Origin of the sequence: Cellulosimicrobium arenosum (assembly GCF_014837295.1) — a bacterium.
Classification (GTDB): domain Bacteria; phylum Actinomycetota; class Actinomycetes; order Actinomycetales; family Cellulomonadaceae; genus Cellulosimicrobium; species Cellulosimicrobium arenosum.
The window spans coordinates 186,815-211,454 of sequence record NZ_JACYHB010000006.1; the positions used below are offsets into that span (position 1 = coordinate 186,815).

General features: G+C 73.7%; 22 protein-coding genes. 9 read left to right on the top strand and 13 right to left on the bottom strand.

The window, feature by feature from the left end; translation table 11 throughout:
• Window position 1 precedes the first annotated feature (1 nt).
• The 5 genes from dhaM to ileS form a co-directional block, all read right to left on the bottom strand.
• The gene (gene dhaM / locus IF651_RS09625) at window positions 2–814 is read right to left on the bottom strand and encodes a dihydroxyacetone kinase phosphoryl donor subunit DhaM (RefSeq protein WP_338403876.1); all 813 of its coding nucleotides are present in this window, start codon (window positions 812–814) and stop codon (window positions 2–4) included.
• Window positions 811–1,461, bottom strand: a complete 651-nt coding sequence (gene dhaL / locus IF651_RS09630) for a dihydroxyacetone kinase subunit DhaL (protein ID WP_191828883.1) — start codon at window positions 1,459–1,461, stop codon at window positions 811–813. The genes dhaM and dhaL overlap by 4 nt, the downstream gene beginning before the upstream one ends.
• A gap of 61 nt (window positions 1,462–1,522) precedes the next feature.
• Window positions 1,523–2,518, bottom strand: coding sequence for a dihydroxyacetone kinase subunit DhaK (dhaK, locus tag IF651_RS09635; RefSeq protein ID WP_191828884.1), 996 nt, complete (start codon window positions 2,516–2,518; stop codon window positions 1,523–1,525).
• Between the two features lie 101 nt (window positions 2,519–2,619).
• Window positions 2,620–4,023 carry a bifunctional folylpolyglutamate synthase/dihydrofolate synthase gene (locus IF651_RS09640; RefSeq protein WP_191828885.1) on the bottom strand — a complete coding sequence of 468 codons (1,404 nt, stop codon included), beginning with the start codon at window positions 4,021–4,023 and terminating at the stop codon, window positions 2,620–2,622.
• Window positions 4,020–7,475 (bottom strand): isoleucine--tRNA ligase, encoded by a 3,456-nt coding sequence (ileS, locus tag IF651_RS09645; protein WP_191828886.1) that lies wholly within the window; start codon window positions 7,473–7,475, stop codon window positions 4,020–4,022. The genes IF651_RS09640 and ileS overlap by 4 nt, the downstream gene beginning before the upstream one ends.
• A gap of 376 nt (window positions 7,476–7,851) precedes the next feature.
• Between ileS and IF651_RS09650 the strand changes: the two genes are divergently transcribed.
• Complete coding sequence (locus IF651_RS09650) at window positions 7,852–10,794, top strand: hypothetical protein (RefSeq protein WP_191828887.1); 2,943 nt, start codon at window positions 7,852–7,854, stop codon at window positions 10,792–10,794.
• Window positions 10,795–10,807: 13 nt separating this feature from the next.
• Complete coding sequence (locus IF651_RS09655) at window positions 10,808–11,314, top strand: hypothetical protein (RefSeq protein WP_191828888.1); 507 nt, start codon at window positions 10,808–10,810, stop codon at window positions 11,312–11,314.
• Here IF651_RS09655 and IF651_RS09660 read toward each other — a convergent pair.
• From IF651_RS09660 to IF651_RS09670, 3 genes are all read right to left on the bottom strand, one after another.
• Window positions 11,301–11,555 carry a hypothetical protein gene (locus IF651_RS09660; RefSeq protein ID WP_191828889.1) on the bottom strand — a complete coding sequence of 85 codons (255 nt, stop codon included), beginning with the start codon at window positions 11,553–11,555 and terminating at the stop codon, window positions 11,301–11,303. The genes IF651_RS09655 and IF651_RS09660 overlap by 14 nt on opposite strands.
• Window positions 11,556–11,886: 331 nt before the next feature.
• Window positions 11,887–13,512 (bottom strand): molybdopterin-dependent oxidoreductase, encoded by a 1,626-nt coding sequence (locus IF651_RS09665; RefSeq protein WP_422110470.1) that lies wholly within the window; start codon window positions 13,510–13,512, stop codon window positions 11,887–11,889.
• Window positions 13,513–13,603: 91 nt separating this feature from the next.
• On the bottom strand, window positions 13,604–14,434 hold the full coding sequence (locus IF651_RS09670; RefSeq protein ID WP_191828890.1) for an SDR family NAD(P)-dependent oxidoreductase: 831 nt from the start codon (window positions 14,432–14,434) through the stop codon (window positions 13,604–13,606).
• A 246-nt stretch (window positions 14,435–14,680) separates the two neighbouring features.
• On the opposite strand from IF651_RS09670, the gene IF651_RS09675 reads away from it, so the two are divergent.
• Genes IF651_RS09675 through IF651_RS09685 form a run of 3 tightly spaced genes read left to right on the top strand, consistent with a single transcriptional unit; the run spans window position 14,681 to window position 17,702 of the window.
• Window positions 14,681–15,751 carry a putative F420-0 ABC transporter substrate-binding protein gene (locus IF651_RS09675; RefSeq protein ID WP_338403877.1) on the top strand — a complete coding sequence of 357 codons (1,071 nt, stop codon included), beginning with the start codon at window positions 14,681–14,683 and terminating at the stop codon, window positions 15,749–15,751.
• A gap of 5 nt (window positions 15,752–15,756) precedes the next feature.
• Window positions 15,757–16,839, top strand: a complete 1,083-nt coding sequence (locus IF651_RS09680; RefSeq protein WP_191828937.1) for a putative F420-0 ABC transporter permease subunit — start codon at window positions 15,757–15,759, stop codon at window positions 16,837–16,839.
• Window positions 16,836–17,702 carry a putative F420-0 ABC transporter ATP-binding protein gene (locus tag IF651_RS09685; RefSeq protein ID WP_191828892.1) on the top strand — a complete coding sequence of 289 codons (867 nt, stop codon included), beginning with the start codon at window positions 16,836–16,838 and terminating at the stop codon, window positions 17,700–17,702. Before IF651_RS09680 ends, IF651_RS09685 begins: the two co-directional genes overlap by 4 nt.
• A gap of 31 nt (window positions 17,703–17,733) precedes the next feature.
• Here the strand turns inward: IF651_RS09685 and IF651_RS09690 are convergent, their stop codons facing one another.
• The 4 genes from IF651_RS09690 to IF651_RS09705 form a co-directional block, all read right to left on the bottom strand.
• Window positions 17,734–18,162 carry a TIGR03667 family PPOX class F420-dependent oxidoreductase gene (locus IF651_RS09690; protein ID WP_191828893.1) on the bottom strand — a complete coding sequence of 143 codons (429 nt, stop codon included), beginning with the start codon at window positions 18,160–18,162 and terminating at the stop codon, window positions 17,734–17,736.
• Window positions 18,159–18,605: a CoA-binding protein gene (locus IF651_RS09695; protein WP_191828894.1), complete on the bottom strand. Its 447-nt coding sequence runs from the start codon at window positions 18,603–18,605 to the stop codon at window positions 18,159–18,161. The genes IF651_RS09690 and IF651_RS09695 overlap by 4 nt, the downstream gene beginning before the upstream one ends.
• A gap of 134 nt (window positions 18,606–18,739) precedes the next feature.
• Complete coding sequence (locus IF651_RS09700; RefSeq protein WP_206715249.1) at window positions 18,740–19,198, bottom strand: anthrone oxygenase family protein; 459 nt, start codon at window positions 19,196–19,198, stop codon at window positions 18,740–18,742.
• Window positions 19,195–20,067 carry a Rossmann-fold NAD(P)-binding domain-containing protein gene (locus tag IF651_RS09705; RefSeq protein WP_191828895.1) on the bottom strand — a complete coding sequence of 291 codons (873 nt, stop codon included), beginning with the start codon at window positions 20,065–20,067 and terminating at the stop codon, window positions 19,195–19,197. The genes IF651_RS09700 and IF651_RS09705 overlap by 4 nt, the downstream gene beginning before the upstream one ends.
• Window positions 20,068–20,206: 139 nt before the next feature.
• On the opposite strand from IF651_RS09705, the gene IF651_RS09710 reads away from it, so the two are divergent.
• Window positions 20,207–21,166, top strand: a complete 960-nt coding sequence (locus IF651_RS09710) for an AraC family transcriptional regulator (protein WP_191828896.1) — start codon at window positions 20,207–20,209, stop codon at window positions 21,164–21,166.
• 9 nt (window positions 21,167–21,175) lie between these two features.
• On the opposite strand, the gene IF651_RS09715 is transcribed toward IF651_RS09710, so the two are convergent.
• Window positions 21,176–21,679, bottom strand: a complete 504-nt coding sequence (locus tag IF651_RS09715; protein WP_338403878.1) for a metallophosphoesterase family protein — start codon at window positions 21,677–21,679, stop codon at window positions 21,176–21,178.
• A gap of 49 nt (window positions 21,680–21,728) precedes the next feature.
• Here IF651_RS09715 and IF651_RS09720 point away from each other — a divergent pair, with 49 nt between their 5' ends.
• The 3 genes from IF651_RS09720 to IF651_RS09730 all read left to right on the top strand — a co-directional run bounded on the left by IF651_RS09720 (window position 21,729) and on the right by IF651_RS09730 (window position 24,638).
• Window positions 21,729–22,142, top strand: coding sequence for a PNPOx family protein (locus tag IF651_RS09720; RefSeq protein WP_191828898.1), 414 nt, complete (start codon window positions 21,729–21,731; stop codon window positions 22,140–22,142).
• Between the two features lie 8 nt (window positions 22,143–22,150).
• Entirely contained in the window at window positions 22,151–22,759 is a 609-nt protein-coding gene (locus IF651_RS09725) for an HhH-GPD-type base excision DNA repair protein (RefSeq protein ID WP_191828899.1), read from the top strand.
• A 136-nt stretch (window positions 22,760–22,895) separates the two neighbouring features.
• A complete protein-coding gene (locus IF651_RS09730) occupies window positions 22,896–24,638 on the top strand; it encodes a BCCT family transporter (RefSeq protein WP_191828900.1) in 1,743 nt (580 codons plus the stop codon).
• Window positions 24,639–24,640: the final 2 nt, after the last annotated feature.

The window sequence follows — 24,640 nt, forward strand, 5'->3', positions numbered from 1 at the left end:
CTCAGACCTCCCCGAAGCCCTCGGTGATGGCCGCGACGACGGCGTCGACCGCGGCGTCGGCCTGCCGCCCCTCACCGGCCACGACGAGCTCCTGCCCCTGCGTCGCCCCGAGCTTCATGAGCTCGAGCACGCTCGCACCGTTCACCCCACCGATGGTGACGCTCGCGTCGTAGCCTGCGACGAGACGTGCGAGCACCGCCGCCGGTCGCGCGTGCAGACCGAGCGGGTTCGTCACGACGACGGTCGCACCCGGCGTCGCGCCCTGCCCCTCGCTCACCCTGTCCCCCTCCCGGGGCGCAGTGCTGCCCGCGCCCTCCTGCCCCCCCGCGCCGCCCGCGACGGCGAACGTCCCACCTGCGTGCTCCGCGGAGGTCAGCACCTCGAGCAGGTCCCCGCCGCCGTGGGCCGTGACCGCTGCGGCGACCGCACCCTCGACGAACGGGGCGTCGGCGAGACGCACCCGGCCGTCGAACCCGTCCTCCATGTCGAGCACGGACTCCACGGTCATCACCGCGGAACCGAGGTCGGCGAGCACCACGACGCCCTCGGCCTCCGCGAGCGCGTCGCCCACCGCCGTCGACACCCGCTCGAAGCTGGTCCCCAGACCGTCGTCGTCCGTCCCGCCCGCGGCGTGCAGCGCCACGCCGGGCGCCATCTGCGCAGCGAGCTCGACGGCCCCGCGGGCGAGCTGCTGGGAGTGCGACACGAGCACGAGCGCGATCCGGGCCCGACGGCGCGGGGCCGCGACCTCGTCCCCCGCGGCGCCGTCCACGCCGGGCTCGGCCCCGGCGTCGTGCACCGGCTGATCGCTCACCTGCCGTCCCCGACGTCGACTGCCGCCGCGTCCCGCGCGGCAGCGAGGAGGATGGCCGTCGACGTCGCGCCGGGGTCCTGGTGACCCACGCTGCGCTCCCCCAGGTAGCTGGCGCGTCCCTTGGTCGCCACGAGCGGGACGGTCGCCCGTGCGGCCGCGTCGGCTGCGGACGCCGCTGCGGCGAGCACGTCGACCGGCGAGCCGCCGTCGTTCGCGGCGGCCTCGGCGGCGTCGACCGCGGGCTGCCACGCGTCGACCATCGTCTTCTCGCCCACGACGGCCTTGCCGCGTGCGGTGATGCCCTCCAGGGCACCCTCGAGGAGCGCGACGACGGCGTGCGCGTCGAGCGTCTCGAGGCCGGTCACCTTCGCCGCGCGCAGGTACGCGGTGCCGTAGAGCGGACCGGATGCACCGCCGACCGAGGACATGAGGGTCGTCGCCACGAGCTTGAGGAGGTCTCCCACCTGCGCGAGGTCCCCCGCGTCGTCGAGCTTGGCGACCACCGCCCGGAAGCCGCGGTCGAGGTTCTCGCCGTGGTCCCCGTCGCCGATCTGGCGGTCCAGCTCGGTCAGCTCGTCCTTCGCTCCCGCGATCCGCTCGGCACTCAGTCGCGCCCACCGGTCTGCCCACGCCACGTCCAGCGTCATGCGCCACCTCTCCTCGCCGTGCGCCGGCGCGTCCCGCCGGTCCGGAAGACAGCGCGAGGCATCACCACCGCAGGGCGGCCGTGTGCACGGGCTCGTCCCACAAGGTGGTGAGCTCGTCGTCCAGCCGCAGGACCGTGATCGACGCTCCCTGCATCTCGAGCGACGTCACGTAGTTCCCGACGAGCGAGCGAGCGACGCTCGCGCCGCGTGCCTCGAGCAGTCTCCTCGCCTGACGATAGACGACGTACAGCTCGGACGACGGCGTCCCGCCCATACCGTTAACGAACAGCAACACGTCGTCGCCGTCGGAGATCCCCAGGTCGTCCGCGACCGGGTCGAGGAGCATCCGGGTGACGTCGTCGGCCGCGGCGAGCGGCACCCGGTGGCGCCCGGGCTCCCCGTGGATACCGATGCCGATCTCGATCTCGTCGTCCGGCAGGTCGAAGCTCGGCTTGCCGACGTGCGGCACCGTGCACGCCGTGAGCGCGACCCCCATCGACCGTACGTTCGCGACGACCTTCTCGGCGACGCGCGTGACCGCCGCAAGGTCGTCACCCCGTTCGGCCGCCGCACCGGCGATCTTCTCGACGCACACCGTGCCCGCGACCCCCCGGCGCCCGGCCGTGTACAGCGAGTCCTCCACCGCGACGTCGTCGTTGACGAGGACGCTCGCGACCTGGACGTCCTCGGCCTCGGCCAGCTCGACGGCCGTCTCGAAGTTCAGGACGTCCCCCGTGTAGTTCTTGACGATCGTCAGCACCCCCGCGCCCCCGTCCGCGGCCAGGATCGCGGGCAGGACCTGGTCCGGCGTCGGGGACGTGAAGACGGGACCGGGCACCGCCGCGTCGAGCATCCCGGTGCCGACGAACCCCGCGTGCAACGGCTCGTGGCCCGCACCACCCCCGGAGACGAGGCCCACCTTGCCGCGGGTCACCTCACCGGCCCGCGTGACGTACGGCGGGTCGAGATGGACCTCGACGAGGTCCGCGTGCGCGAGACCGAAGCCCTCGAGGGACTCCGCGACCGCGTCCTGGGGATCGTTGAGCAGCTTCTTCACCGGTCGTCCCTCCGTCGCTGGTCCTCCCATCAAACACCCGCCGACGACGCGCCGCGCGCCGGTCGTGCGACGCACGGCGCGCGACCCGGGCGGGCGCCGCCTCAGCGCCTGCCGAGCAGGGTGCGTGCGTCGGCGACGGTCACGACCGAGCCCGTCACCAGCACGCCCGTCCCGGTGCCGACGCCGACGGGGTCCGCCGCCTCGGCCAGGTCGGTCGCCACCTGGATCGCCTCGTCGAGGCGCTCGGTGCTGCGGACCCGGTCCTCCCCGAAGACCTCGACCGCGATCTCGGCGAGACCCGTCACGTCGGCGGACCGGTCCGAGCTGTTGCGGGTGATCACCACCTCGGCGAGCACGGGCTCGAGCGCCGCGAGCAGCGTCTCCGCGTCCTTGTCCGCCATGATCGACACGACGCCCACCAGGTGGCGCAGGTCGAACGCCTCGTCGAGCGCGGCGACGAGCGCCTCGGCACCCGCCGCGTTGTGCGCGGCGTCCACGAGGATCGGCGGGCTGGAGCGCACGACCTCGAGCCGTCCGGGAGACGTCACGTCCGCGAACGCCGTCTCCACGAGGCCGCCGTCGAGCGCACGCCCGCCGAGCAGCGCCTCGACCGCCGCGAGGCCCAGCAGCGCGTTGTGCGCCTGGTGCGCACCGTGCAGGGGCAGGAAGATCTCGGTGTACAGCGCGGCGGGCGTACGCAGGTCGACCAGCTGTCCCCCCACCGCGACGTGCCGAGCGGCCACCTCGAGGTCGACGTCCTCGCGCAGGACGCGCGCGCCGACCTGGCGCGCACGGTCGAGCACGACCTCGAGCACCTGGGGCTCCTGCTCGGCGACGACGGCCGTCGCGCCCTCCTTGAGGATGCCTGCCTTGTTGCCGGCGATCTCCTCGAGCGTGCTGCCGAGCCAGCGCTCGTGGTCGTGGGCGACGGGCGTGACGACCGCGACCTCGCCGTCGACGACGTTCGTGGAGTCCCACGTCCCGCCGAGACCGACCTCGACCACCGCGACGTCGACGGGCGCGTCCGCGAACGCGGCGAGCGCCATCACCGTGAGCACCTCGAAGAAGCTCAGGCGCGGGCCGCCCGCCTCCTGCGACTCGCGGTCGGCGACCCCCACGTACGGCGAGACGTCCTCCCACACCTCGACGAACCGGCGCGCGGACAGCGGCTCGCCGTCGACCTGGATGCGCTCGGTCACGCTCGTCAGGTGCGGGCTGGTGAACAGCCCGGTCCGCAGGCCGTGCTCGCGCACGAGCCGCTCGACCATGCGCGCGGTCGAGCTCTTCCCGTTGGTCCCCGTCAGGTGCACCACGCGGTAGTTGCGCTGCGGGTCGCCGAGCAGCTCGAGGACCCGCTGCACGCGCGCGAGCGTCGGGTCGATGTCGTGCTCGGGCGCCCGCGACATGATGTGCGCGTACACCTCGCGCAGCGACTCCTGCGCGGCGGCATCCTCGGCGGCCTCGCGTGCCACCGCGCCCGCCGGTCGTCGGTCCTTCGCGCTCATCGCGTCACCTCGTCCGTCTCGTTCGTGGTCGTGACCTTCTCCACGCGCACCGCGCGCGCATCGGTCGGCGAGGTCTCGATGCGGAGCTCGACGGCGAGGGTCTCGCGCGCGACCAGCTCGCGGTGCTCGTCGACGGCGGCGACCCACTCCCCCGGGATGTCGAGCGCCAGCCGGATCCGGTCGGCGACGTCCAGGCCCGCGGCCTTGCGCGCGTCCTGCACGTCGCGGACGACGTCGCGCGCGTAGCCCTCGGCGAGCAGCGCGTCGTCGAGCGTGAGGTCGAGCACGACGAACCCGCCCGCGTGCAGGACGGCGGCCGCGATGCTCGGGCCGCTGTCGGAGGCGTCGGCTCCCGCGCCGGTGGCGGGGGCGGTCGCCGCCACCACGGTGGACAGCTCGTACTCCGTCTCGAGCAGCGCGACGTCCCCGTCGGCCGTCGTCACGACGACGTCCCCGGAGTCCTCGACCCGCCACGCGCCGGCCTTGGCCGCCTTGATGACGGCCTGCACGCCGCGCCCCAGTCGCGGGCCCGCGGCGCGGGCGTTGACCGCGAGGCGCTGCGTGACGCCGAACCGCTCGGCGGCGTCCGAGTCCGTGGACTCCAGCTCGACGGCCTTGACGTTGAGCTCGCGCGTGAGCAGGTCGGTGTACGGGGCGAGCGCCGCCGGGTCGTCCACGACGACCGTCAGGCGCGCGAGCGGCTGGCGCACGCGGAGCTGGTTCGCCTTGCGCAGGCCGAGGGCCGACGACGCGACGGCGCGGACCTCGTCCATCGCGGCGACGAGCGCGGGGTCGGCCACCAGTCCCGCCTCGGGGACGTGCCGGACCGCGACCGCGTACCGTCCGTCGGCGCCCTCGAACCGATCGCCGACCTCTTCGGTGGTCGTCGGCCAGTCGGTCAGGTGCACGGACCGGCCCCCGGTCAGGCCGCGCCAGACCTCCTCCGACAGCAGCGGCGCGAGCGGCGCCATGACGCGGGTGAGGGTCTCGAGCGCGGTGTACAGGGTGTCGAACGCGTCGGCGTCCTCGCCCCAGAACCGGTCACGCTGCGTGCGCACGTACCAGTTGGTGAGCACGTCGAGGTGCTCACGCACCGACTCGCAGGCGCCCGCGATGTCGTACGCGTCGAGCTGGGCGGTCGCCGTGGCCACGAGGTCGTGCGTGCGGGCCAGCAGGTAGCGGTCCAGCGCGCCCATCCCGGCCACCCGCTCGGGGGTCACACGCTGCGCGACGTAGCCCCCGGCGTCGGGCGCTGCGGCACCGGACCTCGAGCTGTTCGCGTACAGGGTGAAGAAGTAGTAGGTGCTCCACAGCGGGAGCAGCACCTGGCGGACCGCGTCGCGGATGCCCTCCTCGGTGACGACGAGGTTGCCGCCGCGCAGGATGGGCGAGGCCATGAGGAACCAGCGCATCGCGTCGGAGCCGTCGCGGTCGAAGACCTCGTTGACGTCCGGGTAGTTGCGCAGGGACTTGCTCATCTTGCGGCCGTCCGAGCCGAGGACGATGCCGTGCGAGATCGCCGAGGAGAACGCCGGGCGGTCGAACAGCGCCGTGGACAGGATGTGCAGCATGTAGAACCAGCCGCGCGTCTGCCCGATGTACTCGACGATGAAGTCGGCCGGGTTGTGGTGGCTGAACCAGTCCTCGTTCTCGAACGGGAAGTGCACCTGGGCGTACGGCATGGACCCGGAGTCGAACCACACGTCGAGCACGTCCTCGACGCGACGCATGGTCGAACGGCCCGTCGGGTCGTCCGGGTTGGGGCGCGTGAGCCGGTCGACGAACGGCCGGTGCAGATCGGGGTTCCCGTGCTCGTCGCGCGGGAGCGTGCCGAAGTCGCGCTCGATCTCCTCGAACGACCCGTAGACGTCCAGGCGCGGGTGCTGCGGATCGTCCGACTTCCACACCGGCACGGGGCTGCCCCAGAACCGGTTGCGGGTGATGGACCAGTCGCGCGCGTTGGCGAGCCACTTGCCGAACTGCCCGTGCTGGATGTGCTCCGGCGTCCAGGCGATCTGCTCGTTGAGCTCGAGCATGCGGTCCTTGAACGTCGTCACCGCGACGAACCACGACGACACGCCCATGTAGATGAGCGGGCGCCGACAGCGCCAGCAGTGCGGGTAGGAGTGCGCGTACGACTCGCGGCGCAGCAGGACCGTGCCCTCGGTCACCGCGCCCATGCCACCGTGCTCGCCCTCGGCGCCCGCGTCGCGGCGCGTGCGTGCCTTGAGGTGGTCGATGATCACCGGGTTCGCGTCGAACACCTGCAGCGACTCGTAGTCCACGACGGGGAACATGAACTTCCCGTCCGTACCCACGGGCAGGACCGGCTCGATGCCCTCGCGGTCGGAGACGACCTTGTCGTCCTCGCCGAACGCGCCGGCGCCGTGCACCAAGCCTGTGCCGTCCGTCGTCGTGACGAAGTCCGCCTCGACGACGCGGTGTGCGTTCGCGTGGCCCGCGTAGTACGAGAACGGCGGCGTGTACGACCGGCCGAGGAGGTCCGCGCCCTTGAGCCGCTCGACGACCTGCGACGCGAGGTCACCCTCCGTGCCGTCCGGGCCGGCGTCGGTCAGCTCGCGCGCGTACGCCTCCAGGCGCGCCTCGGCGATGACGTACCGCTCCGCCCGCCCGGTCGCGGACGACTCCACGACGACGTAGTCGACGTCCGGGCCGACCATGACCACGAGGTTGGACGGGAGCGTCCACGGCGTCGTCGTCCACACGAGCGCGAGCTCGCCCGTCTCGAGGCGCAGCCCCACGGTGACGGCCGGGTCCTGGCGGACCTGGTACACATCGTCGTCCATGCGCAGCTCGTGGTTGGACAGCGGCGTCTGGTCGTTCCAGCAGTACGGCAGCACCCGGAAGCCCTCGTAGACGAGGCCCTTGTCGTACAGGGACTTGAACGCCCACATGACCGACTCCATGAACGTGGGGTCGAGGGTCTTGTAGTCGTGCTCGAAGTCGACCCAGCGCGCCTGGCGCGTCACGTAGTCACGCCACTCGCCCGTGTACTTGAGCACCGACGCGCGGCACGCCTCGTTGAAGCGCTCGATGCCGAGCTCGAGGATCTCCTCCTTGGTCTTGATCCCGAGCTGGTCCATCGCCTCGAGCTCCGCGGGCAGGCCGTGCGTGTCCCACCCGAAGCGCCGCTCGACGTGCTTGCCTCGCATCGTCTGGTAGCGCGGCACGACGTCCTTCGCATACCCGGTCAGCAGGTGCCCGTAGTGGGGCAGCCCGTTGGCGAACGGCGGGCCGTCGTAGAAGACGAACTCGTTCGCACCGTCCTCGCCGGCGGGGTTGCGCTCGACCGACGCGCGGAACGTGTCGTCGCCGTCCCAGTACGCCAGGATCCCGCGCTCGAGCGCGGGCAGGTCCGGCGATGCCGGGATGCCGAACGACGCTCCGGGGTACGAGCTGTCGGCGGACGAGCGGTGCAGCGGGTAGACCATGGTCGTCAGGACTCCTGGAGGGTGGCCCGCGGGTCGCGGACCGGACGGTGGTACGGGTCGGTCGTGCTCTCCTGCGAGGACGACTCCCGCCCCGGGCGGGCGTGGGTGCCGCGGTACCACCTCGCTTGCCGGCACGTGTGCCGGCCGCTCGTCGACGGCTGTGACGGGCCTGCCCCGTCCGGCTCTACTGAGGATGCCCGTTCGTCCGCACCGCTGGTGCCCGACGACGCGGGGTCCCGTTCTTCCGGAGGCTCGCCGGTGATCGCCGGGTCGATGCCGATGCCCCGATCGTACCCGCACTCCCCGTCGCACGCGGCTCCCTTACTTCACCCGGCCGACGACGTCACCGGACCCACCCCGAACGCTCTCTCCCGCCATGAGCACGTACGACCGGCTCGAGGTCGACGCGCGGGATCCTCTCGCCGGCTACGTCGCGGACTGCGCGGCGTCGTTGCGGCGCGTCATCGGGCACTTCGACGTCGAGACGGCGCTGCCCGACCTCGAGCTCCTCGCGGCCGATCAGCCCGGCCTGGACCTCAGCGACCTCGCCCGGGTGGCCGGGCGGACCGGGACGACGTTCTCCACGGACCTCGTCGCGGCCCTCGTCACCGCGCACCTGGTGAGCTGGGACGACGGCGGGGCACCGGCGCTGTGCCTCGCCTCGCTCTACGACCATGCGGGTCCGCCGGAGGGCGACGCGGCGAGCAGGGCGCTGCTGGACCGCTGGATCCAGGCCTGCACGTACGTCGCGCTCGTGGCCCGGCGGACGGGCACCGCCGAGGCGCGCGCCGTCGCGGCGCTGCGGAACCTCGCCGCGGTCCTCACGGAGACGGACCGGGACACCGCTGTCGCCTGCGCGCTCGACGCGATCATGCTGGCCAGCCTCGCCCCCGGCGGCGCAGCCACGCTCGATGCGGCACAGTGCCTGTCCGACGTCGCCCGCGGGCACGACGAGGACCTCGTGCGTCTCGCGCTGGCGTACCGGGCCGACGGCATGTCCCGGCTGCCCGCGCACGAGCGCGACGACCTCGCCCTGTGGGACGCGGTCGAGAGCGCGTGCCGGTACCGGCCGCAGGCCCTCACGCTCCACGACGCGGCGGCCCAGTCCCTGCGCGCTGCGATCGAGCGGGTCCCCGCGGTCCGCGACCTCCGCGCGACCTTCGCCCTCGGGTTCGACCACACCCCGGGGCGGGCGGCGACGTTCGCCCCGCTGCGCCCGTTCACGGATCCTGTCTGGACCTTCGACGCGACGACGCTCCAGCGCACGCTGGACGCCTTCCGGGGCATCAGCACGTCGTTCGACGAGCGCCGCCTCCGCCTGGTCCCGCCGCCGGAGTCGACCGTCGCGACGGCGGACATCGACGAGTGGTCCATCGACCACCGCGCCTTCCGCCACGCCGTCCCGTTCTCGACCGGGTTCCGACGCGAGGCGGACCGGAAGGAGCTGCTGCTCGTCCTCGGTCACGAGCTCGTGCACATCGACTCGACCTTCGGCTGGCTGGGGACGTCGCTCGCGGCGCTGCGGTCGGCGGCGACGGCGGACGAGATCCTGCACCACCTGCGCCAGGTCGACCACGACGCCCCGGACACCGACCGCATGGGACGGCTCTGCGAGCTCGAGCCCGAGGCAGCGCTGCTCCCCGTCGTCGAACGTCAGCTCGAGCTCGTCCGCAAGGCGCAGGTCCTGCGCTCCGTGTGGACGCCCTGGCTCGAAGGTCTCGCGATGTTCGGCGAGCTCGCCGCCGACCCGACGACCGACGACGAGCGCTCGACGGGCTTCGGCGGCGCGCTGGTCCACCTGGTGGACCGGCACCGCGACCCGGATCACGACCCGCCCCTGGAGCAGTGGTACGCGAGCTGTCGCGCCGAGGCGGAGCGCGGCTACGCCGACGCGCTCCACGAGCTGGCGAGGCCACGCCTCCGCGGCTACCTGGGCGCGCCCGTCGGACGGTATCTGGCCGGCTACCTCGCCGTCCGCGGGGTCACGTCCGCGTGGCGCGAGCACAGCCCCATGGACGGGGTCGAGACGTACCAGGCGCTGCTCGGCGCGACGAGGTCGACCACGCAGCACGCCGTCCCCGACCTCTCCCTCCCACCCGAGGAGTTCGAGGGACGCGCCGTGGCCCTGATGCGCGAGTGGGTGGCCGGGCTCGCGTCGCTCGACCGCGGGTCCGTGCAGCTGCTCGACCCGTACCGCGGCAGGACACCACGGGACGTGTTGACCGGCGAGCCGGTACGACCACCCAGCTCGGTCGACGCCGCGACCCTCGCGCGGGACGCCGGCGTCCCGCGCGCGGACCGGAGGCCGGAGCTGGCCGACCTGGCACCGGGTCCGCGCGAGGAGCTCGCACGCCTGCTCGACGCGGTCGCCGGCGGGCTCGGCACCCACGACGTCCACCTCCTCGGCGAGCTCACCTACGCACGGGCCCGCCGCATGCACCTCGTCCCGATCGGCCGGTTCGACGCCCTGTTCTGGCTCTGGGCCGACGCGGGCGGTTCGCGCGCGCACCTGTTCCTGCAGCTGCGCGTCACCCACGCCGCCGAGGACGCCGAGGGCCTGGCGGGCACAGGGGGCGGCGGCGACGCGGAGGACGGCCGGGACGCAGACTCCGGTGGCTACTCGCTCTACGGGGTCCCGCTCACCCTCGACGAGCGGTCCCGGCTCGTGGCGCAGATGGAGGCCGACCGGCGGGTGCGGATGGAGGTCCACCGACTGGTCGACCGGGCGAGCAGCCGGGAGGACGGGGTGACCTCCGGCCAGGTGCTCGCGCTGCGCTACGGAGACTTCGTGAAGGTGCTCTCCGGTGGGCTCCACACCGGTGTCGACCCCGCACCCTCGCTCGTCGAGGACGTCGAGGCGCGGCTCCGGCCCGAACCCCTCACACGGCTCGACCTGCACGTCAACGACGCCCACGCTCTCGCGGCGCGCGCCCTGACCTGGCTGGACACCCTCGACACCCTCGACGCGGGAGACGACCCACACCCGGCGCTCGCCACCTGGCGCGACCGGGTCGGGTCGCTCGCGCGCCAGGTCGCGGAGCCCGGGGGCGCGCAGCAGGTGGACCAGGCAGGCCTCACCCTGCTCGCGGCGCTCGGATGGTCCACGACCCAGGTCGCCGACGTCTCGCGGGACGGTCTGGCCGCCCTGGCCGACGACGAGCTCTCCTCCCTCGCGCCCGTGCTCGACGCACTGCTCGCGAGCGGTCGGGACGGCGCCCTGGCCGACCTCCAACACGTGGACCCCGGGCTGGCGCGCTCGATCTTCACCCACGGACCCCGCGGCTACGACGTCCGCCCGTTTCCCCAGGGGGCACCATGATCGAGGAGGCACCATGATCGCCGTCGGCGTGCTGGACCGGCAGGGCTTCGACGCGGCGCTCGCCCACGCCCGGCGGTTCGGCGACGGGGGCGACTTCCCGGGGCTGGCGGCACCGGCCGACGGCAGCTTCCTCGGCCGGGTCGCCGAGGCCTGGGAGTCGGTCGAGCGTGCGCTGCGGGAAGCCTTCGTGCACGGCCGGGACCGCGCCCAGGAGCTGAGCGAGGCGGCGGTGCGAGCCGCGCAGCGGTGCATGGACGAGGCCGGCCGCCGGGCCCGGGACGTCCACCAGGCGCTGCTCGGCAAGATCCAGGACTACCTCACCCGGCTCGTCGACACCGTGCTGGGCCGGCTCCGCCCGACGCTGCTGGTGGGCGGCGTCGCCATGTCGCTCGAGTCGGTCGACATGAGCCAGCGGCTCGCGCTCTCCGGGTCGTTGAAGGCCGCGATCACCGAGGTCGTCTCCCTCACGGCCGCGGGTGAGCTCACCGTGAGCGCGAGCTACCGCGTCACGCCGGTCTGAGCACCTCGCCCCGCCTCGCCTCGCGGCGTGCGGCACCGAGCACTCGGCCGCGTGCTCGACGCGCGGTGTAGGCCTCGATGTCGTGCGCGACCAGCCATTCCAGGGTCAGGCCGGGACCCGACGGCGGCAGCGAGGTCCCGGCGTCGGTCGCCGCGGGCCGTGCGCCAGGGTGACGCGTCGCGTCGCTCGAGGCCGTCGCGCGTCGAGGGGCGGCGGGGAGGTACGTGGTGGGGAGGTACATGGTCTGTTCGCGTCCTGTGTCGTGCGTCCTGGGTGTCGGGATGGCAGACCCGGGCCTGGCACGGAAGTCATCGCTCGTTGCGGGAGCGCCCGTGCGGGGACCGGCGACCGTCGCGCCCTGGCCGCGGTACGTCGTCGTACCGGGAGAGAGGGGCGGGAGGCTGCTCGCGGACACCTGGTCGACTGCGCGTGGTGCCGCGAGCCGTCAACAACAGGACGAGCGGGGGGCGACCTGCAGTCGCGCGCGGACGAGCACAGGGCTCGAGGTGCGCGCGGAGAAGGTCACGCGCACATCCTGCCAGCGCCGGTCGAGCCGGCGCAAGAGGTGCCCGTCAGCCGACGCTGACCTCGACCTCGTGCCAGCCGGTCGCCCCGTCCGGCGCGGGTGACGCGACGTCGGACGTCTGGACCTCACCGTCGGCGTCGGTGGCGCGGACCGTGAGCCGGTGCGCCCCGGTGCCCGCGCCCGCCGAGTCCCACGCGTAGGACCACTGGCGCCACGTGTCCGGTCCGACCGTGTCGGCGAGCGTCGCGGCCTGCCAGGGGCCGTCGTCGACCCTGACCTCGACCGCGTCGATGCCGGTGTGCTGCGCCCACGCGACCCCGGCCACCGTCACCTCGCCCTCGACGCCGGCGTTGGCCCGCGGCGTGTCGATGCGCGACGCGAGCTTGATGGGTCCACGCTCGGTCCAGCCACGGGTCGACCAGTACGCGACGTCGTCGGCGAAGGTCGTGACCTTGAGCTCGGTGACCCACTTGGTCGCCGAGACGTAGCCGTAGAGCCCCGGCACCACGAGCCGCGCCGGGAAGCCGTGCTCGGCCGGCAGCGGCTCGCCGTTCATGCCGACGGCGAGGAGGCACTCGCGGTCCGCGTCCTGCAGCACCTCGAGCGGGGTGCTCGCCGTCCAGCCGTCCGCGCTCGTGGACAGGACCATGTCCGCGCCGTCCTGCACGCCCGCGCGCTCGAGCAGCTCGCGCACCGGGTAGCCGAGCCACAGCGCGTTGCCCACGAGGTCTCCCCCGACGCCGTTCGACACGCACGTCAGGGTCAGGTGGTGCTCGACGAGCGGGAGGTCGAGCAGCTCCGCGAACGTCAGCTCGAACGGCTCGTCCACGCGGCCGGAGATCCGCAGCGTCCAGTCGGCCGGGTCCACCTGCGGCACGCGCAGCGCCGTGTCGATGCGGTAGAAGTCGCCGTTCGGCGTGACGTACGGCGCAAGTCCCGGCACGCCCAGGTCCGCGCCCGCGGGCACGGCGGGCGCGGTGACCGACGCCGCGGGGAGCCGCAGCGCGTCGCGCGCGGCGGTCACGACGCGGTTCCCGGCCGAGACGGCGCGCGACGTCGCCAGGGCCACCACCCCGGCTGCCACCGTGAGGCCGGTGACGAGCAGGAAGCGCCGCCGGTCGGGTCCGGTCGCGCGCACGACGCCGTCGCTCGTCGTGGACGCTGGTCGTAGCGTGCCGATCGACGCGCGCAGCAGCACCACGGCGATCCCGACGCCGACGAGGCTGGGGAGCGCCCACGCGACGCTCGCGCCCGGCCGCACGACGGCGACCACGGCCGCCACCGCGCCCACGACGGCCAGCAGCAGCGAGCCCACCGGCGGCCGGCGCAGCTCGAGCCACCCCGCGAGCGCCGCACCCGCTGCGAGCACGACGGCCATCGTGCCGAGCAGCACCGCCTTGTCCGCGGTGCCGAACGTCTCGACCGCGAAGTCCTTGAGCGGGGCGGGGACCGCGTCGACCACGCCCGCCCCGGCGGCGAACAGCGGGCTGGAGCCCGGTGCCACGAACGCCGCGACGAGCTCCGCGACCGCGAATCCCGCGGCCGCGGACGCGATCCCGGCCAGCGCGGCCCACAGGCCCGCGCGACGGCGTGCCGGGGCGGGCCCGGGTGCCGGCGCCCCAGGGCCTGGCCCGGTCGGGGACGCCGGGGCGGCGGGGGTCGAGGTGCTCACGTCACCAGGGTGCGCCGCGCAGGACGGCGGGCGCCACCCGCAGGCACCTGCGGGGCCGCTCCGTCAGGCACCCGTCAGGTGCGTACCGGGTTCAGTCGTCGACGCCCTTCGGCACGAGCGGCGCCCGCCACAGCGAGTAGGTCGACGCCTGCGCGACGGGACGCAGGACCAACGAGTCGATGTTCACGTGGTGCGGGCGCGTGACGGCGAACGTCACGACGTCGGCGACGTCGTCGGCGGTGAGCGGGTCCTCGACGCCCGCGTACACGGCGTCGGCCCCCGACCGGTCGCCGTGGTAACGGTGGAGCGAGAACTCGGGCGTGCGCACCAGGCCCGGCGCGATCTCGATGACACGGATCGGCTCGCCGACGAGCTCGAGCCGCAGCGTCTTCGCGACGCCGAGCAGCGCGTGCTTCGACGCGACGTAGCCGGAGCCGCCGACGTACGTGTCGTGCCCCGCGGTGGACGTCATGAGCACCACGTCGCCCCGGCGCGACGTGCGCAGGAGCGGCAGGACCGCCTTGGTCACGCGGACCGTGCCGAGCACGTTCGTCTCGTACATGTCCCGCCACTGGTCGATCTTCGCCTCGTCGACGTGGTCGACGCCGAGGCCGAACCCGGCGATGTTGAGCAGGGCGTGCACCGGACCGCGCGCGGACGCCTCGGCGACGAGGCGCGCGACGTCGTCGTCGGACGTGACGTCGCCCACGACCGCGTGCGCGCCCGTCCGTTCGGCCACCTCCGCGAGCCGGTCGGCGCGCCGCGCGAACGCGACGACGTCCCAGCCGCGGGCGCGCAGGTGGCGCACGCACGCCTCGCCGATGCCCGACGACGCGCCGGTCACGACGGCGCGCAGGGGGCCGGGTCCACCCGGGGCGGAGGCGGGAGGGGTGCGGTGCTGGGCGTCGTCGGGCGTGGTCACGACAGCACTGTGCCATGCCCACCGCTGTCGGTGCTCGCCGTCCGCAGGTCGTGCCGCCCCGCCGGTGTGTAGGCTGACGAGCGGACCGCGGGTCGCACGCCTTGACCCGCCGGGGCGGCCCCGAGCTCTGGGTCGCAGGTCCGGCGGCGCGAGATGACGCGCCACGCACAGTGCACACCCGTCACGGTCCTGCACGGACGCCTCCGGCGCGTCCGCCGGGTCGTGCGCCACCCCGGAGAAGCCCGCGTGCCCCTCGCACCCCAGGACCGTCGTCGTCCCGTCCGACCGTCCGTCGCGCTCGCCGCGACGGGCGCGCTCGCCCTCGCGCTCGGCGCCTGCTCCGCCGCCCCCGCGGGTGGCGGCTCGGGCTCGGCCGACCCCGCGGCGTCGAGCACCGCCGGCGCGACTGCCGGCCCGACGCCGTCGACCACGTACCCGCTGACACTCGACGACTGCGGGTTCCAGGTGACGTTCGACGCGGCACCCGAGCGGGTCGTGACCATCAAGTCGTCCACCACCGAGATGCTGCTCGCGCTCGGCCTGGGCGACCGGATCGTCGCGAGCGCGTTCCTCGACGGCCCGGTGCCGGACTCGCTGACCGACGCCGCGGCGTCGGTCCCGGCGGTCGCGAAGCCGATGTCCGACCAGGTACCCGGCGCCGAGGCGGTGCTCGAGACGGAGCCGGACCTCGTCTACGCGGGCTGGGAGTCGAACCTCACGGCCGACGGGGCGGGCGACCGCGACACGCTCGCGCAGCTCGGGGTCGCGACGTACGTCTCGCCGTCGGCCTGCAAGGCTCCGGAGTACATGCCGGACCCGCTGACGTTCGACGACGTGTTCGCCGAGATCACCGAGGTCGGCGAGATCTTCGACGTGCCCGACGCCGCGGCGGACCTCGTCGCCGACCAGCGGTCGACGCTCGACGGCGTCGAGCGCGACGACCGCGGCCTCACCGCGCTCTGGTACTCCTCGGGCGACGACATCCCGTACGTCGGTGCGGGAATCGGCGCACCGCAGATGATCATGGACGCGGTCGGGCTGGAGAACGTCGCGGGCGACGTCGAGGACACGTGGACCTCGTACGCGTGGGAGGAGGCGATCGCGGCCGACCCGGACGTGATCGTGCTCGTCGACGCCGCGTGGAACACCGCCGACGCGAAGATCGAGCGGCTGGAGTCCAACCCCGCGACGGCCGAGATGACGGCCGTGCGCGAGGGGCGCTACCTGCGCGTCCCGTTCCCGGCGAGCGAGGCGGGGGTACGCAACGTCGACGCCGTCGTCGACCTCGCCGCGCAGCTGGAGGCGCTCGACCTGTGACGGCGCTGCGCACGCGTGAGGCGCCTCGACCCGCCCCCGTCTCGACGGGGGCGGGTACGGCCGCGCCCGCGCGCCGCGGCGCGGCCTGGTGGGTGCCGGTGAGCGTCGCCGTCCTCGTGGTCACCGTGCTCGTCGCGGTGACGATCGGGCCCGCCGACCTCTCGGTGGGCGACGTGTGGCGGTCGATCGCGGGTCACCTCGGGCTCGGCGGCGCGCTGGGCCTCGAGCCGCTCGGCGCGCTGCAGGACGGCATGGTGTGGCAGCTGCGGCTGCCCCGGATCCTCACGGCCGCGGCGGTGGGCGCGGGCCTCGCGGTGTGCGGCGTCGTCATGCAGTCGCTCACGCGCAACCCGCTCGCGGACCCCTACCTGCTGGGCCTGTCGTCGGGGGCGTCGCTCGGGGCGGTGCTCGTGCTCGTCGTGGGCTGGACGGTGCTGCTGCCCGTCGCGGCGTTCGGCGGCGCGGTCCTCGCGCTGGTGGCCGCGCTCGGGCTCGCCGGGGCGATCGGGACGATCACGCCGACGCGCACGGTCCTCGCCGGGCTCGCGGTGAGCCAGCTGGCCGCCGCGGCGACCAGCTTCGTCATCTTCTGGTCCGCGACGGGCGACTCCTACCGCGAGATCCTGTCGTGGCTCATGGGGTCGGTCGCGGGCGCGACGTGGACGTCGGTCGCGGTCGCGGGCATCGCGACCCTCGTGCTGGGCACGCTGCTCGCGTCCACCGGTTCGGTCCTGGACGCGTTCACGTTCGGCGACACCGCCGCCTCGGCGCTCGGCGTGAACGTGCCGCGCGTGCGGTGGCTCCTGCTCGTCGGGGTCGCGCTGCTCACGGGCGCGCTCGTGTCGCAGTCGGGCTCGATCGGGTTCGTCGGACTGATCCTCCCGCACGCGGTGCGCATGCTGACCGGTGCGCGGCACCGGCTGCTGCTGCCGCTGTCCGCGCTGTTCGGGGCGTCGTTCCTCGTGTGGGCGGACACGCTCGCGCGCACGGTCTTCGCTCCGCGCGAGCTGCCCGTCGGGATCGTCACCGCCGCGATCGGCGCGCCCGTCTTCGCACTGCTGCTGTGGCGCGGGAGGAGGATCGCATGACGGACGTCCGGACCGACGTCGCCCGTGACCTCGCACACGATCTCGCGGGCGGACCCGGGGCCACGGGTGCAGACGGCCAGGGCGGGATCGACGCCCGGCGGGTCTCCTGGACCGTCGACGGCCGCCTGATCCTCGACGGAGTCGACGCGACCGCCCCGCCCGGGGCGGTGAGCGGACTCCTGGGCCCGAACGGCTCCGGCAAGTCCACGCTCCTGCGCGTGCTGGCGGGCGTGGAGGCACCGTCCGACGACGCGACCCGGGTCGCGTTCGACGGCGCGGACCTGCTGGGGCTGGGGCGACGGCGTCGGGCACGGGTCCTCGCGCTCGTGGAGCAGGACGCGACGACGGACCTGCCACTGACGGTGCTCGACGCGGTCCTGCTCGGCCGCATCCCCCACCGCTCTCTGCTCGCCGGCGACTCCGCGCGCGACCACGAGGCGGCGCGGGCCGCGCTCGAGACGGTCGGCACGTCCGCGTTCGCCGCCCGCGAGGTCGCGACGCTCTCGGGCGGCGAGCGCCAGCGCGTGCACCTGGCGCGCGCGCTCGCTCAGGAGCCCGCGCTGCTCATGCTCGACGAGCCGACCAACCACCTCGACATCGCCGCCCAGCTCGACACGATGCGCGTGCTGCGCCGCCTCGCCGACGACGGCGTGACCGTTCTCGCGGCCCTGCACGACCTCTCGCTCGCGGCCCAGACGTGCGACCACGTGGTGCTGCTCTCCGGTGGCCGGGTCGTCGCTGCGGGCGACGTGCACGACGTCCTGGTCCCGGACGTCCTGGACGACGTCTACGGCGTGCGGACCGAGGTGCTCACGCACCCGCGCACGGGACGCCCGGTCCTGGCATTCTCGCCGCGGGACTGACGCTCACGACCCGGCGGCCGTTGCTCGCGGTTCAGAACCCGCGCACCCGCTCGGGCGTGATCCGGACGGTGACCGAGTAGTCGGCGTGGAAGTCGTCGGCGGTCATGTTCAGGCCCCGGAGGCCCACGGCGTACTTGCCGTCGTACGCTGAGCGCTCGTCCGAGGTCAGCCCCGCGTCGTCGATACGGGCCGAGCCGGTCAGGACGACGACGTCGCCGCCGCCGGGCGTGCTGTTCAGGTGGACCGCGACGCGCGGCTGGGCACGGACGTTGCGCAGCTTCGCCGTGCGGGGCTGGGACTGCACCACGAGCTCGCCCGTGCCCTCGTCCCACCAGAACCACACCGGGGTCGGCTGCGGGGTCCCGTGCGGGTCGACGGACACGAACCAGACGACCTGGTCGGCGGACAGGCGTTCGGCCGCGCGGCGACCGTGCTCGGTGGACCGGTCGACGACGCTCATCGTGCACCTTCCTCGAGGCGCGCCAGCTCGATCGCGGGACAGCGGTCCATGACCATGTCGAGGCCGGCGTCGCGCACGCGCTGGGCCGCCTCCTCGTCGATCACGTCGAGCTGGAACCACACGCCCTGGGCGCCGATCGCGACCGCCTGGTCCGCGACCTCGCCAGCGAGCTCGGACCGCACGAACACGTCGACCACGTCGACCGGGAACGGGACGTCGGCGAGCGAGGCGTAGCCCTGCTCGCCGTGCACCGTCTCGGCCGCCGGGTGCACGGGCACGACGCGCTTGCCGTGCCGCTGGAGCCGGCGCGCGACGCCGTACGCCGCGCGCGCCGTGTTGTTCGACAGCCCGACGACGGCCCACGTCGTCGTGCCGTCGCCCAGCAGCCGCCGGATCGTCTCGTCGTCCGTACCGGGCACAGTCTTCGAAGTGGTGTGCGTCATCTCCGGTGAACGCACCCCGGGTCCGGGCTGTTCCTCGGCACCGGGTAGATGCCTGACGCACTCATGGCCGACTCGCCCGCCGCCGCCCGGGCGACGAAGAGGTTCGACCCGTACGCGCTCACGCTCTCTGGGCATCAGGCCAGCCCGACCACCAGCAGCACCGAGGCGAGCGCGCCGGCCGCCGTGCGCACGTGGTTGTGCGCGAGCCAGCGCGGCACGAACCGTGCCCACTCGTCCGCCGGGTCCGGGCTCGCGTCGAGCCGCTCGTTGAGCGGCACGTTGCCCGCGCCGGTCACCCCGAGGACGCCGACCACCGAGACGACCGCGCCCGCGAGCGCCCAGCCCGCACCGGAGTCGCCGCTCACGAGCCCGACGACGGACGCCGCGACCGGGAGCACGACGGCCGCGAGCAGCAGCAGCATGAGCGGAGGCCGCAGCGCCGCCCGGTTGATCGCGATCATCGCGGCCGCACCGGCGGCCGGCGGCAACCGGCGCAGGCCGTGCATGACGAAGGCGGAGAACGCATAGAGGACGCCACCCGCGAGACCCGTCGCGACGGCCGCCGTGACGACGAGGACCTCGAACACGCTCACCGCTGCGGCGCCGCGTCGAGGGCCGCCGTCGACCAGATGCCCGACTCGCGTCGGACGAACTCGCGGAAGTCCCGGGGCTCACGCCCGAGCGCGCGCCGCACGCCGTCGGTCACGTGGGCGCCGCGACCGTCGAGCACCTCGGCGAACAGGTACCGCATGAGGTCGACGACGTCCCCGGGCAGGCCCGCGGCGCTCAGCCTGCCGGTGAACTGGTCCAGGGTGATCGGGTCGTACTCGAGGTCTCGCCCGCTCGCGGACGCGATCTCCGCGACGGCGTCGGCGAAGGTCAGCAGGCGCGGACCGGTGAGCTCGTACACCTCGCCCGCGTGGGCGTCGTCGGTCAGCGCGGCGACCGCGACGTCGGCGACGTCCTCGAGGTCGACGAACGGCTCGGCGACGTCGTGCACCGGCAGCGCGAGCGTGCCCTCGAGCACGGGCTCCAGGAGGAAGCTCTCGCTGAAGTTCTGCGCGAAGAACGCGCAGCGCACGACGACCCGGGGCGGGAAGACGTCGGCGACAGCCGCCTCGGCGCGCTCCGCCTCCGTCTCCCCGCGCCCGGACAGCAGGACCAGGCGACGCACGCCGACGGACTGCGCGAGAGCGGCGAGTCGGGTCACGGTCTCCGGGGCACCGGGGACGGCGAGGTCCGGTGCATACGCGACGTGCACCGCCTCGGCGCCGTCGAGCGCGCGAGCCCAGGTGGCCTCGTCGTCCCAGTCGAACGGCACGGTTCCGGGCGCGCCGCCGCGTGAGGCGCGTCGGACGGGCACGTCGAGCGCGTCGAGGCGGTCGGCGACGCGGCGGCCCGACTTGCCCGTGGCGCCGAGGACGAGCACGGTGCCGTCGGCCGGTGAGTTCAGGGCGGTCATGGTGTTCTCCAGTCGTGGGTGCGGTTCGTGGGTGCGGAGCCAGTCAATCCGTCCCGAGCGAGACGATCCATCGTCGAGACGCTCGCTGGCATACGGGATCGTCTCGACGTCGCGTGCTCGCGCAGCTAGCCTGAACCCCATGGACGTCGTCGCCGGACTCCTCGACGGGCCTCGCGCCCGGGGCGCCTTCCTCCTGCGGAGCCACCTGAGCGCGCCGTGGGGGATGCGCATCGAGGACGAGGCGCCGTTGACGATCGTCCCGGTGCTGCGCGGCTCCGGCTGGGTCGGTGCGGCCGTGAGCGCGTCGGGGCACGGGCGCGACGTGGATCGGGGTGTCCAGGTCGAGGAGGGCGACGTCGTCCTCCTCCGCGGACCCGACCACTACGTGGTGGCCGACTCCCCGGCGACCGCGCCCCAGGTGGTCATCGGGCCGACCGAGGTGTGCCGCGCGATCGACGGCGGCCCCTCCCCCATGACCGTGCTGGGCGTGCGCTCGTGGGGCAACGATCCCGACGGCGAGACCGTCATCGTCACGGGCACCTACCCGCTCGACGGGGAGGTCGGTCGCCGCATCCTGCGGGTGCTGCCTCCGCGGGTGGTGCTGCGGAGCGGACAGGTGGACACGGTCCTCGTCGAGATGCTGGCACGCGAGGTCGTGCAGGACCTGCCCGGCCAGGAGGCCGTGCTCGACCGCCTGCTCGACCTGCTCCTCATCTCGTGCCTGCGGACGTGGCTCTCGGGGCCCGACGCCCCGGGCTGGTACCGCGCCGACGCGGACCCCGTCGTCGGCGCCGCGCTGCGCCTCATCCATCACGACCCGGCGCGCGCATGGAGCGTGGAGTCGCTCGCGCGCGAGGTCGGGCTCTCGCGCGCGGCGTTCTCCCGGCGCTTCACCGAGCTCGTCGGCGAGCCTCCCATGGCGTACCTGACGGGGTGGCGGCTCGACCTCGCGGCGGACCTGCTGCTCGCGGACGACGCGACGGTCGCGTCCGTCGCACGCGCCGTCGGCTACGGCACGCCGTTCGCGCTGAGCTCAGCGTTCAAGCGGGTGCGCGGCGTGAGCCCGGCGGTCCACCGCGCACGCGCCCGGGCCGCCTGAGCGATCGGGTCAGCGCTCGACCGGCACGAGCTCGACGTCGCGCAGCACACCGTCGTCGACCGTCGCCGTGAGGTAGGTGCCGACCGGCTGGCGGCGGCGGTCCGTCGGCGAGCCCGGGTTGAGCAGACGCATCCCGCCCGGCGACACGGTGTCCCACGGGATGTGGCTGTGCCCGAAGACGAGGAGGTCCACGCCCGGGTACGCCGCGTCCGCCCGCCGCTCACGCCCGTCCTTGCCGCCCGTCTCGTGCACGACGGCGACGAGCAGCCCCTCGAACGTCGCCCGGGCCACCTCCGGCAGCCGGGCGTGCAGCTCCGGCCCGTCGTTGTTCCCCGCGACGCCGACGAGCCACGCGGCGCACCCTTCGATCTGGTCCAGGAGCCCGACGGACACCCAGTCGCCCGCGTGCACGACGACGTCCGCGGCGTCGACGGCGCGCCACACCTGGTCGGGGAGCGCGCGGGCGCGCGCGGGCACGTGCGTGTCGCTGAGGAGCAGCAGTCGGGTCGGCACCCGGTCACGATAGGTCGCGCGACCTCGCCCCGCCGCGCGACCATGGGGCATGCCGATGCCGCACTGGGTCACCCGGACGAACAAGCACCTGCTCAACCCGGTCATGCTGCGCGTCGCGACGGGGATCGGCCCGATGGCCGTCGTCCACCACGTCGGACGTCGCAGCGGTCGCGAGTACGCGACACCGGTCTTCGCGTTCGCGTACCGGGACGCGCCCGACAGCCCCGACGTGCGCGTGGTGTTCGCGCTCACCTACGGGCCGGACGTCGACTGGGTGCGCAACGTCGAGGCGGCGGGGACGTTCGTGCTCGAGCGCCGTGACGAGCGGTACCAGGTCGACGACGTCGCCCGATTCACCGGCGAGGACGGCCTGCGGCTCCTGCCGGGCTGGACGCAGTCGCTCCTGCGGCTCGCCGGGGTGGACGAGTTCCGCACCGGACGCCTGCGCCGCGCCCTGCCATGATGGACGGCATGAGCGACCAGCTGTGGATCACCGGCGACACCGACACCGACGGACTCCTCTCGAGCGACCCGTTCGCCCTGCTCGTCGGCATGCTGCTGGACCAGCAGTACCCCATGGAGCACGCGTTCGCCGGACCGCGCAAGATCCGTGACCGGCTCGGGTCGATCGACCCGCACGCCGTGGCGGACGCCGACCCGGACGCGTTCGTCACGCTCGCCACCACGCCGCCGGCGATCCACCGGTACGGGAGGTCCATGGCGGGTCGGGTGCAGGCGCTCGCACGCGTCGTCGTCGACGAGTACGACGGCGACGCGACGCAGATCTGGACGACCGACGGGGCCGACGGCGACGCGACCGGCAGCGAGGTCCTCGCGCGGCTCCGGGCACTGCCCGGCTTCGGCGAGCAGAAGGCGAAGATCTTCCTCGCGCTGCTCGGCAAGCAGCGCGGCGTGGAGCCCAGCGGGTGGCGCGAGGCGGCGGGTCACTACGGCGACGACGGGTCGCGACGATCCATCGCCGACGTCACGAGCGCGGAGAGCCTGCAGGAGGTCCGCGCGTTCAAGAAGGCGCAGAAGGCCGCGGCCAAGGACGCGACGAGCCCGGCCCCGCGCGGCTAGTCTCTCGCCGCCCGCCTCCACGGCGGCGCCGGACGACGCGGAGCCTGCAGTTGCGGCCCGGCCCGGCCCTCGTCAGGGTGGACCGACAAGAGCGACGGGCACCGTCCCGCCGTGACCGTCGACGAGGGGTTCCGTCATGGAGAAGCAGCTCGACGTCCTGGCGAAGCGGCTGGGCCTGCGGACGAACCCGACGATCTTCTTCGTGTCGGCCGGGCTCATGGTGCTGTTCCTGGTCCTGCTGCTCCTCTTCCCGGTGCAGATCGGCGACGCGTTCGGCAACAGCCGCGAGTGGATCGTCACGAACCTCGGCTGGTTCTTCATCCTCGGCGTGACGGTGTGGCTCGTCTTCCTGGTCGTGATCGCCTTCAGCAGGTACGGGCACCTGCGCCTCGGGGACGACGACTCCCGCCCCGAGTACGGGAACGTGTCCTGGTTCGCGATGCTGTTCGCGGGCGGTATCGGGACCGTCCTCATGTTCTGGGGCGTGGCCGAGCCGATCTCCCACTTCGGCGCCCCGCCCTTCGCCGGCGTGGAGCCGTACTCCGCGGCGGCGGCGGAGGACGCCATGTCGATCTCGCTCTACCACCTCAGCTTCCACACGTGGGCGATCTTCACGCTGCCCGGCCTGGCGTTCGGCTACTTCATCTACCGCTACAAGCTGCCGCTGCGGGTCAGCTCGGTGTTCTACCCGTTCCTCAAGGACCGCATCTACGGGCCGATCGGCAAGACGATCGACATCTTCGCGGTCCTCGGCACGCTCTTCGGCCTCGCGGTATCGCTCGGGCTCGGGACGTCGCAGATCGGTGCGGGGATCAACACGCTCATGCCCGACGTCGAGAACGGCATGTGGCTCCAGGTCGGCATCATCACGGTCCTGACGGCCGTCGCGGTGTCCTCGATCGTCGCCGGGCTCGACAAGGGCGTCAAGCGCCTGTCGAACCTCAACATCCTCATGGCCGTCGGGCTCATGATCTTCGTGCTCGTGAGCGGCGACACCGTGTTCCTGCTCCGGCAGATCCCCCAGAGCATCGGCACCTACCTGCAGGACCTCACCGGGCTCGCCTTCTGGAACGACGCGATGTCCCCCTTCGTCAAGGAGTCCGGCTGGGGCTGGCAGGGCGGCTGGACCGTCTTCTACTGGGCGTGGACCGTGACCTGGGCGCCGTTCATGGGCGTGTTCCTGGCCCGCATCTCGAAGGGCCGCACGATCCGTCAGTTCGTCGGCGGGGTGCTCGTCGCACCGTCGGTGTTCACCGCGGTGTGGTTCGTCGTGTGGGGCTGGTCCGCGATGGAGCTCGACGGGATCGGCGGCGACGGGGGCCCGATCTCCGAGGCCGTCTCGGAGAACGTCGCGACGGCGATGTTCACGTTCTTCGACAACTTCCCCGCGACGACCCTGGTCTCCGGGATCGCGATCGTCGTCGTCGCGCTCTTCTTCGCGACGTCGTCCGACTCCGCGTCCCTCGTGGTGGACATGCTCTGCGTGGGGACCGCCGAACCGGGTCCGACGCACCAGCGCGTCTTCTGGGGAGTGAGCGAGGGCGCGCTCGCGGCGTCGCTGATCGTCCTGGGTGGGCTCACCGGCAGGGACGGGCTCGCCGCGCTCCAACAGGTCATCACCGTCATCGGCCTGCCCATCTTCATCCTGGTCTTCCTCATGATGTTCAGCCTGCTCAAGGGATTGAAGCAGGACCGCGTCGCAGCGATCGAGGCGCAGTTCGCCGGAGTCCTGGCCAAACGGGACAAGGGCAGGGTCCGACCGAGCGTCGCAGGGCAGGGCCGCAGCAAGCCACGGGTGGCGGGCACCGGACGAGCACCGGCCACGGCGGAACGGGTCGAGGACGACGCGACGCTGGTCCGCGACGCGGAGTCCACCTGACC

What these genes read in the sequence shown, in the direction of transcription:
- IF651_RS09690 (WP_191828893.1), bottom strand. Translation starts at nt 18,162, where the DNA reads ATGAGCGTCGTCGACCGGTCCACCGAGCACGGTCGCCGCGCGGCCGAA.
- IF651_RS09695 (WP_191828894.1), bottom strand. Translation starts at nt 18,605, where the DNA reads ATGACGCACACCACTTCGAAGACTGTGCCCGGTACGGACGACGAGACG.
- IF651_RS09720 (WP_191828898.1), top strand. Translation starts at nt 21,729, where the DNA reads ATGCCGATGCCGCACTGGGTCACCCGGACGAACAAGCACCTGCTCAAC.
- IF651_RS09685 (WP_191828892.1), top strand. Translation starts at nt 16,836, where the DNA reads ATGACGGACGTCCGGACCGACGTCGCCCGTGACCTCGCACACGATCTC.
- IF651_RS09660 (WP_191828889.1), bottom strand. Translation starts at nt 11,555, where the DNA reads ATGTACCTCCCCACCACGTACCTCCCCGCCGCCCCTCGACGCGCGACG.
- dhaL (WP_191828883.1), bottom strand. Translation starts at nt 1,461, where the DNA reads ATGACGCTGGACGTGGCGTGGGCAGACCGGTGGGCGCGACTGAGTGCC.
- IF651_RS09640 (WP_191828885.1), bottom strand. Translation starts at nt 4,023, where the DNA reads ATGAGCGCGAAGGACCGACGACCGGCGGGCGCGGTGGCACGCGAGGCC.
- ileS (WP_191828886.1), bottom strand. Translation starts at nt 7,475, where the DNA reads ATGGTCTACCCGCTGCACCGCTCGTCCGCCGACAGCTCGTACCCCGGA.
- IF651_RS09650 (WP_191828887.1), top strand. Translation starts at nt 7,852, where the DNA reads ATGAGCACGTACGACCGGCTCGAGGTCGACGCGCGGGATCCTCTCGCC.
- IF651_RS09655 (WP_191828888.1), top strand. Translation starts at nt 10,808, where the DNA reads ATGATCGCCGTCGGCGTGCTGGACCGGCAGGGCTTCGACGCGGCGCTC.
- IF651_RS09705 (WP_191828895.1), bottom strand. Translation starts at nt 20,067, where the DNA reads ATGACCGCCCTGAACTCACCGGCCGACGGCACCGTGCTCGTCCTCGGC.
- IF651_RS09730 (WP_191828900.1), top strand. Translation starts at nt 22,896, where the DNA reads ATGGAGAAGCAGCTCGACGTCCTGGCGAAGCGGCTGGGCCTGCGGACG.
- IF651_RS09725 (WP_191828899.1), top strand. Translation starts at nt 22,151, where the DNA reads ATGAGCGACCAGCTGTGGATCACCGGCGACACCGACACCGACGGACTC.
- IF651_RS09710 (WP_191828896.1), top strand. Translation starts at nt 20,207, where the DNA reads ATGGACGTCGTCGCCGGACTCCTCGACGGGCCTCGCGCCCGGGGCGCC.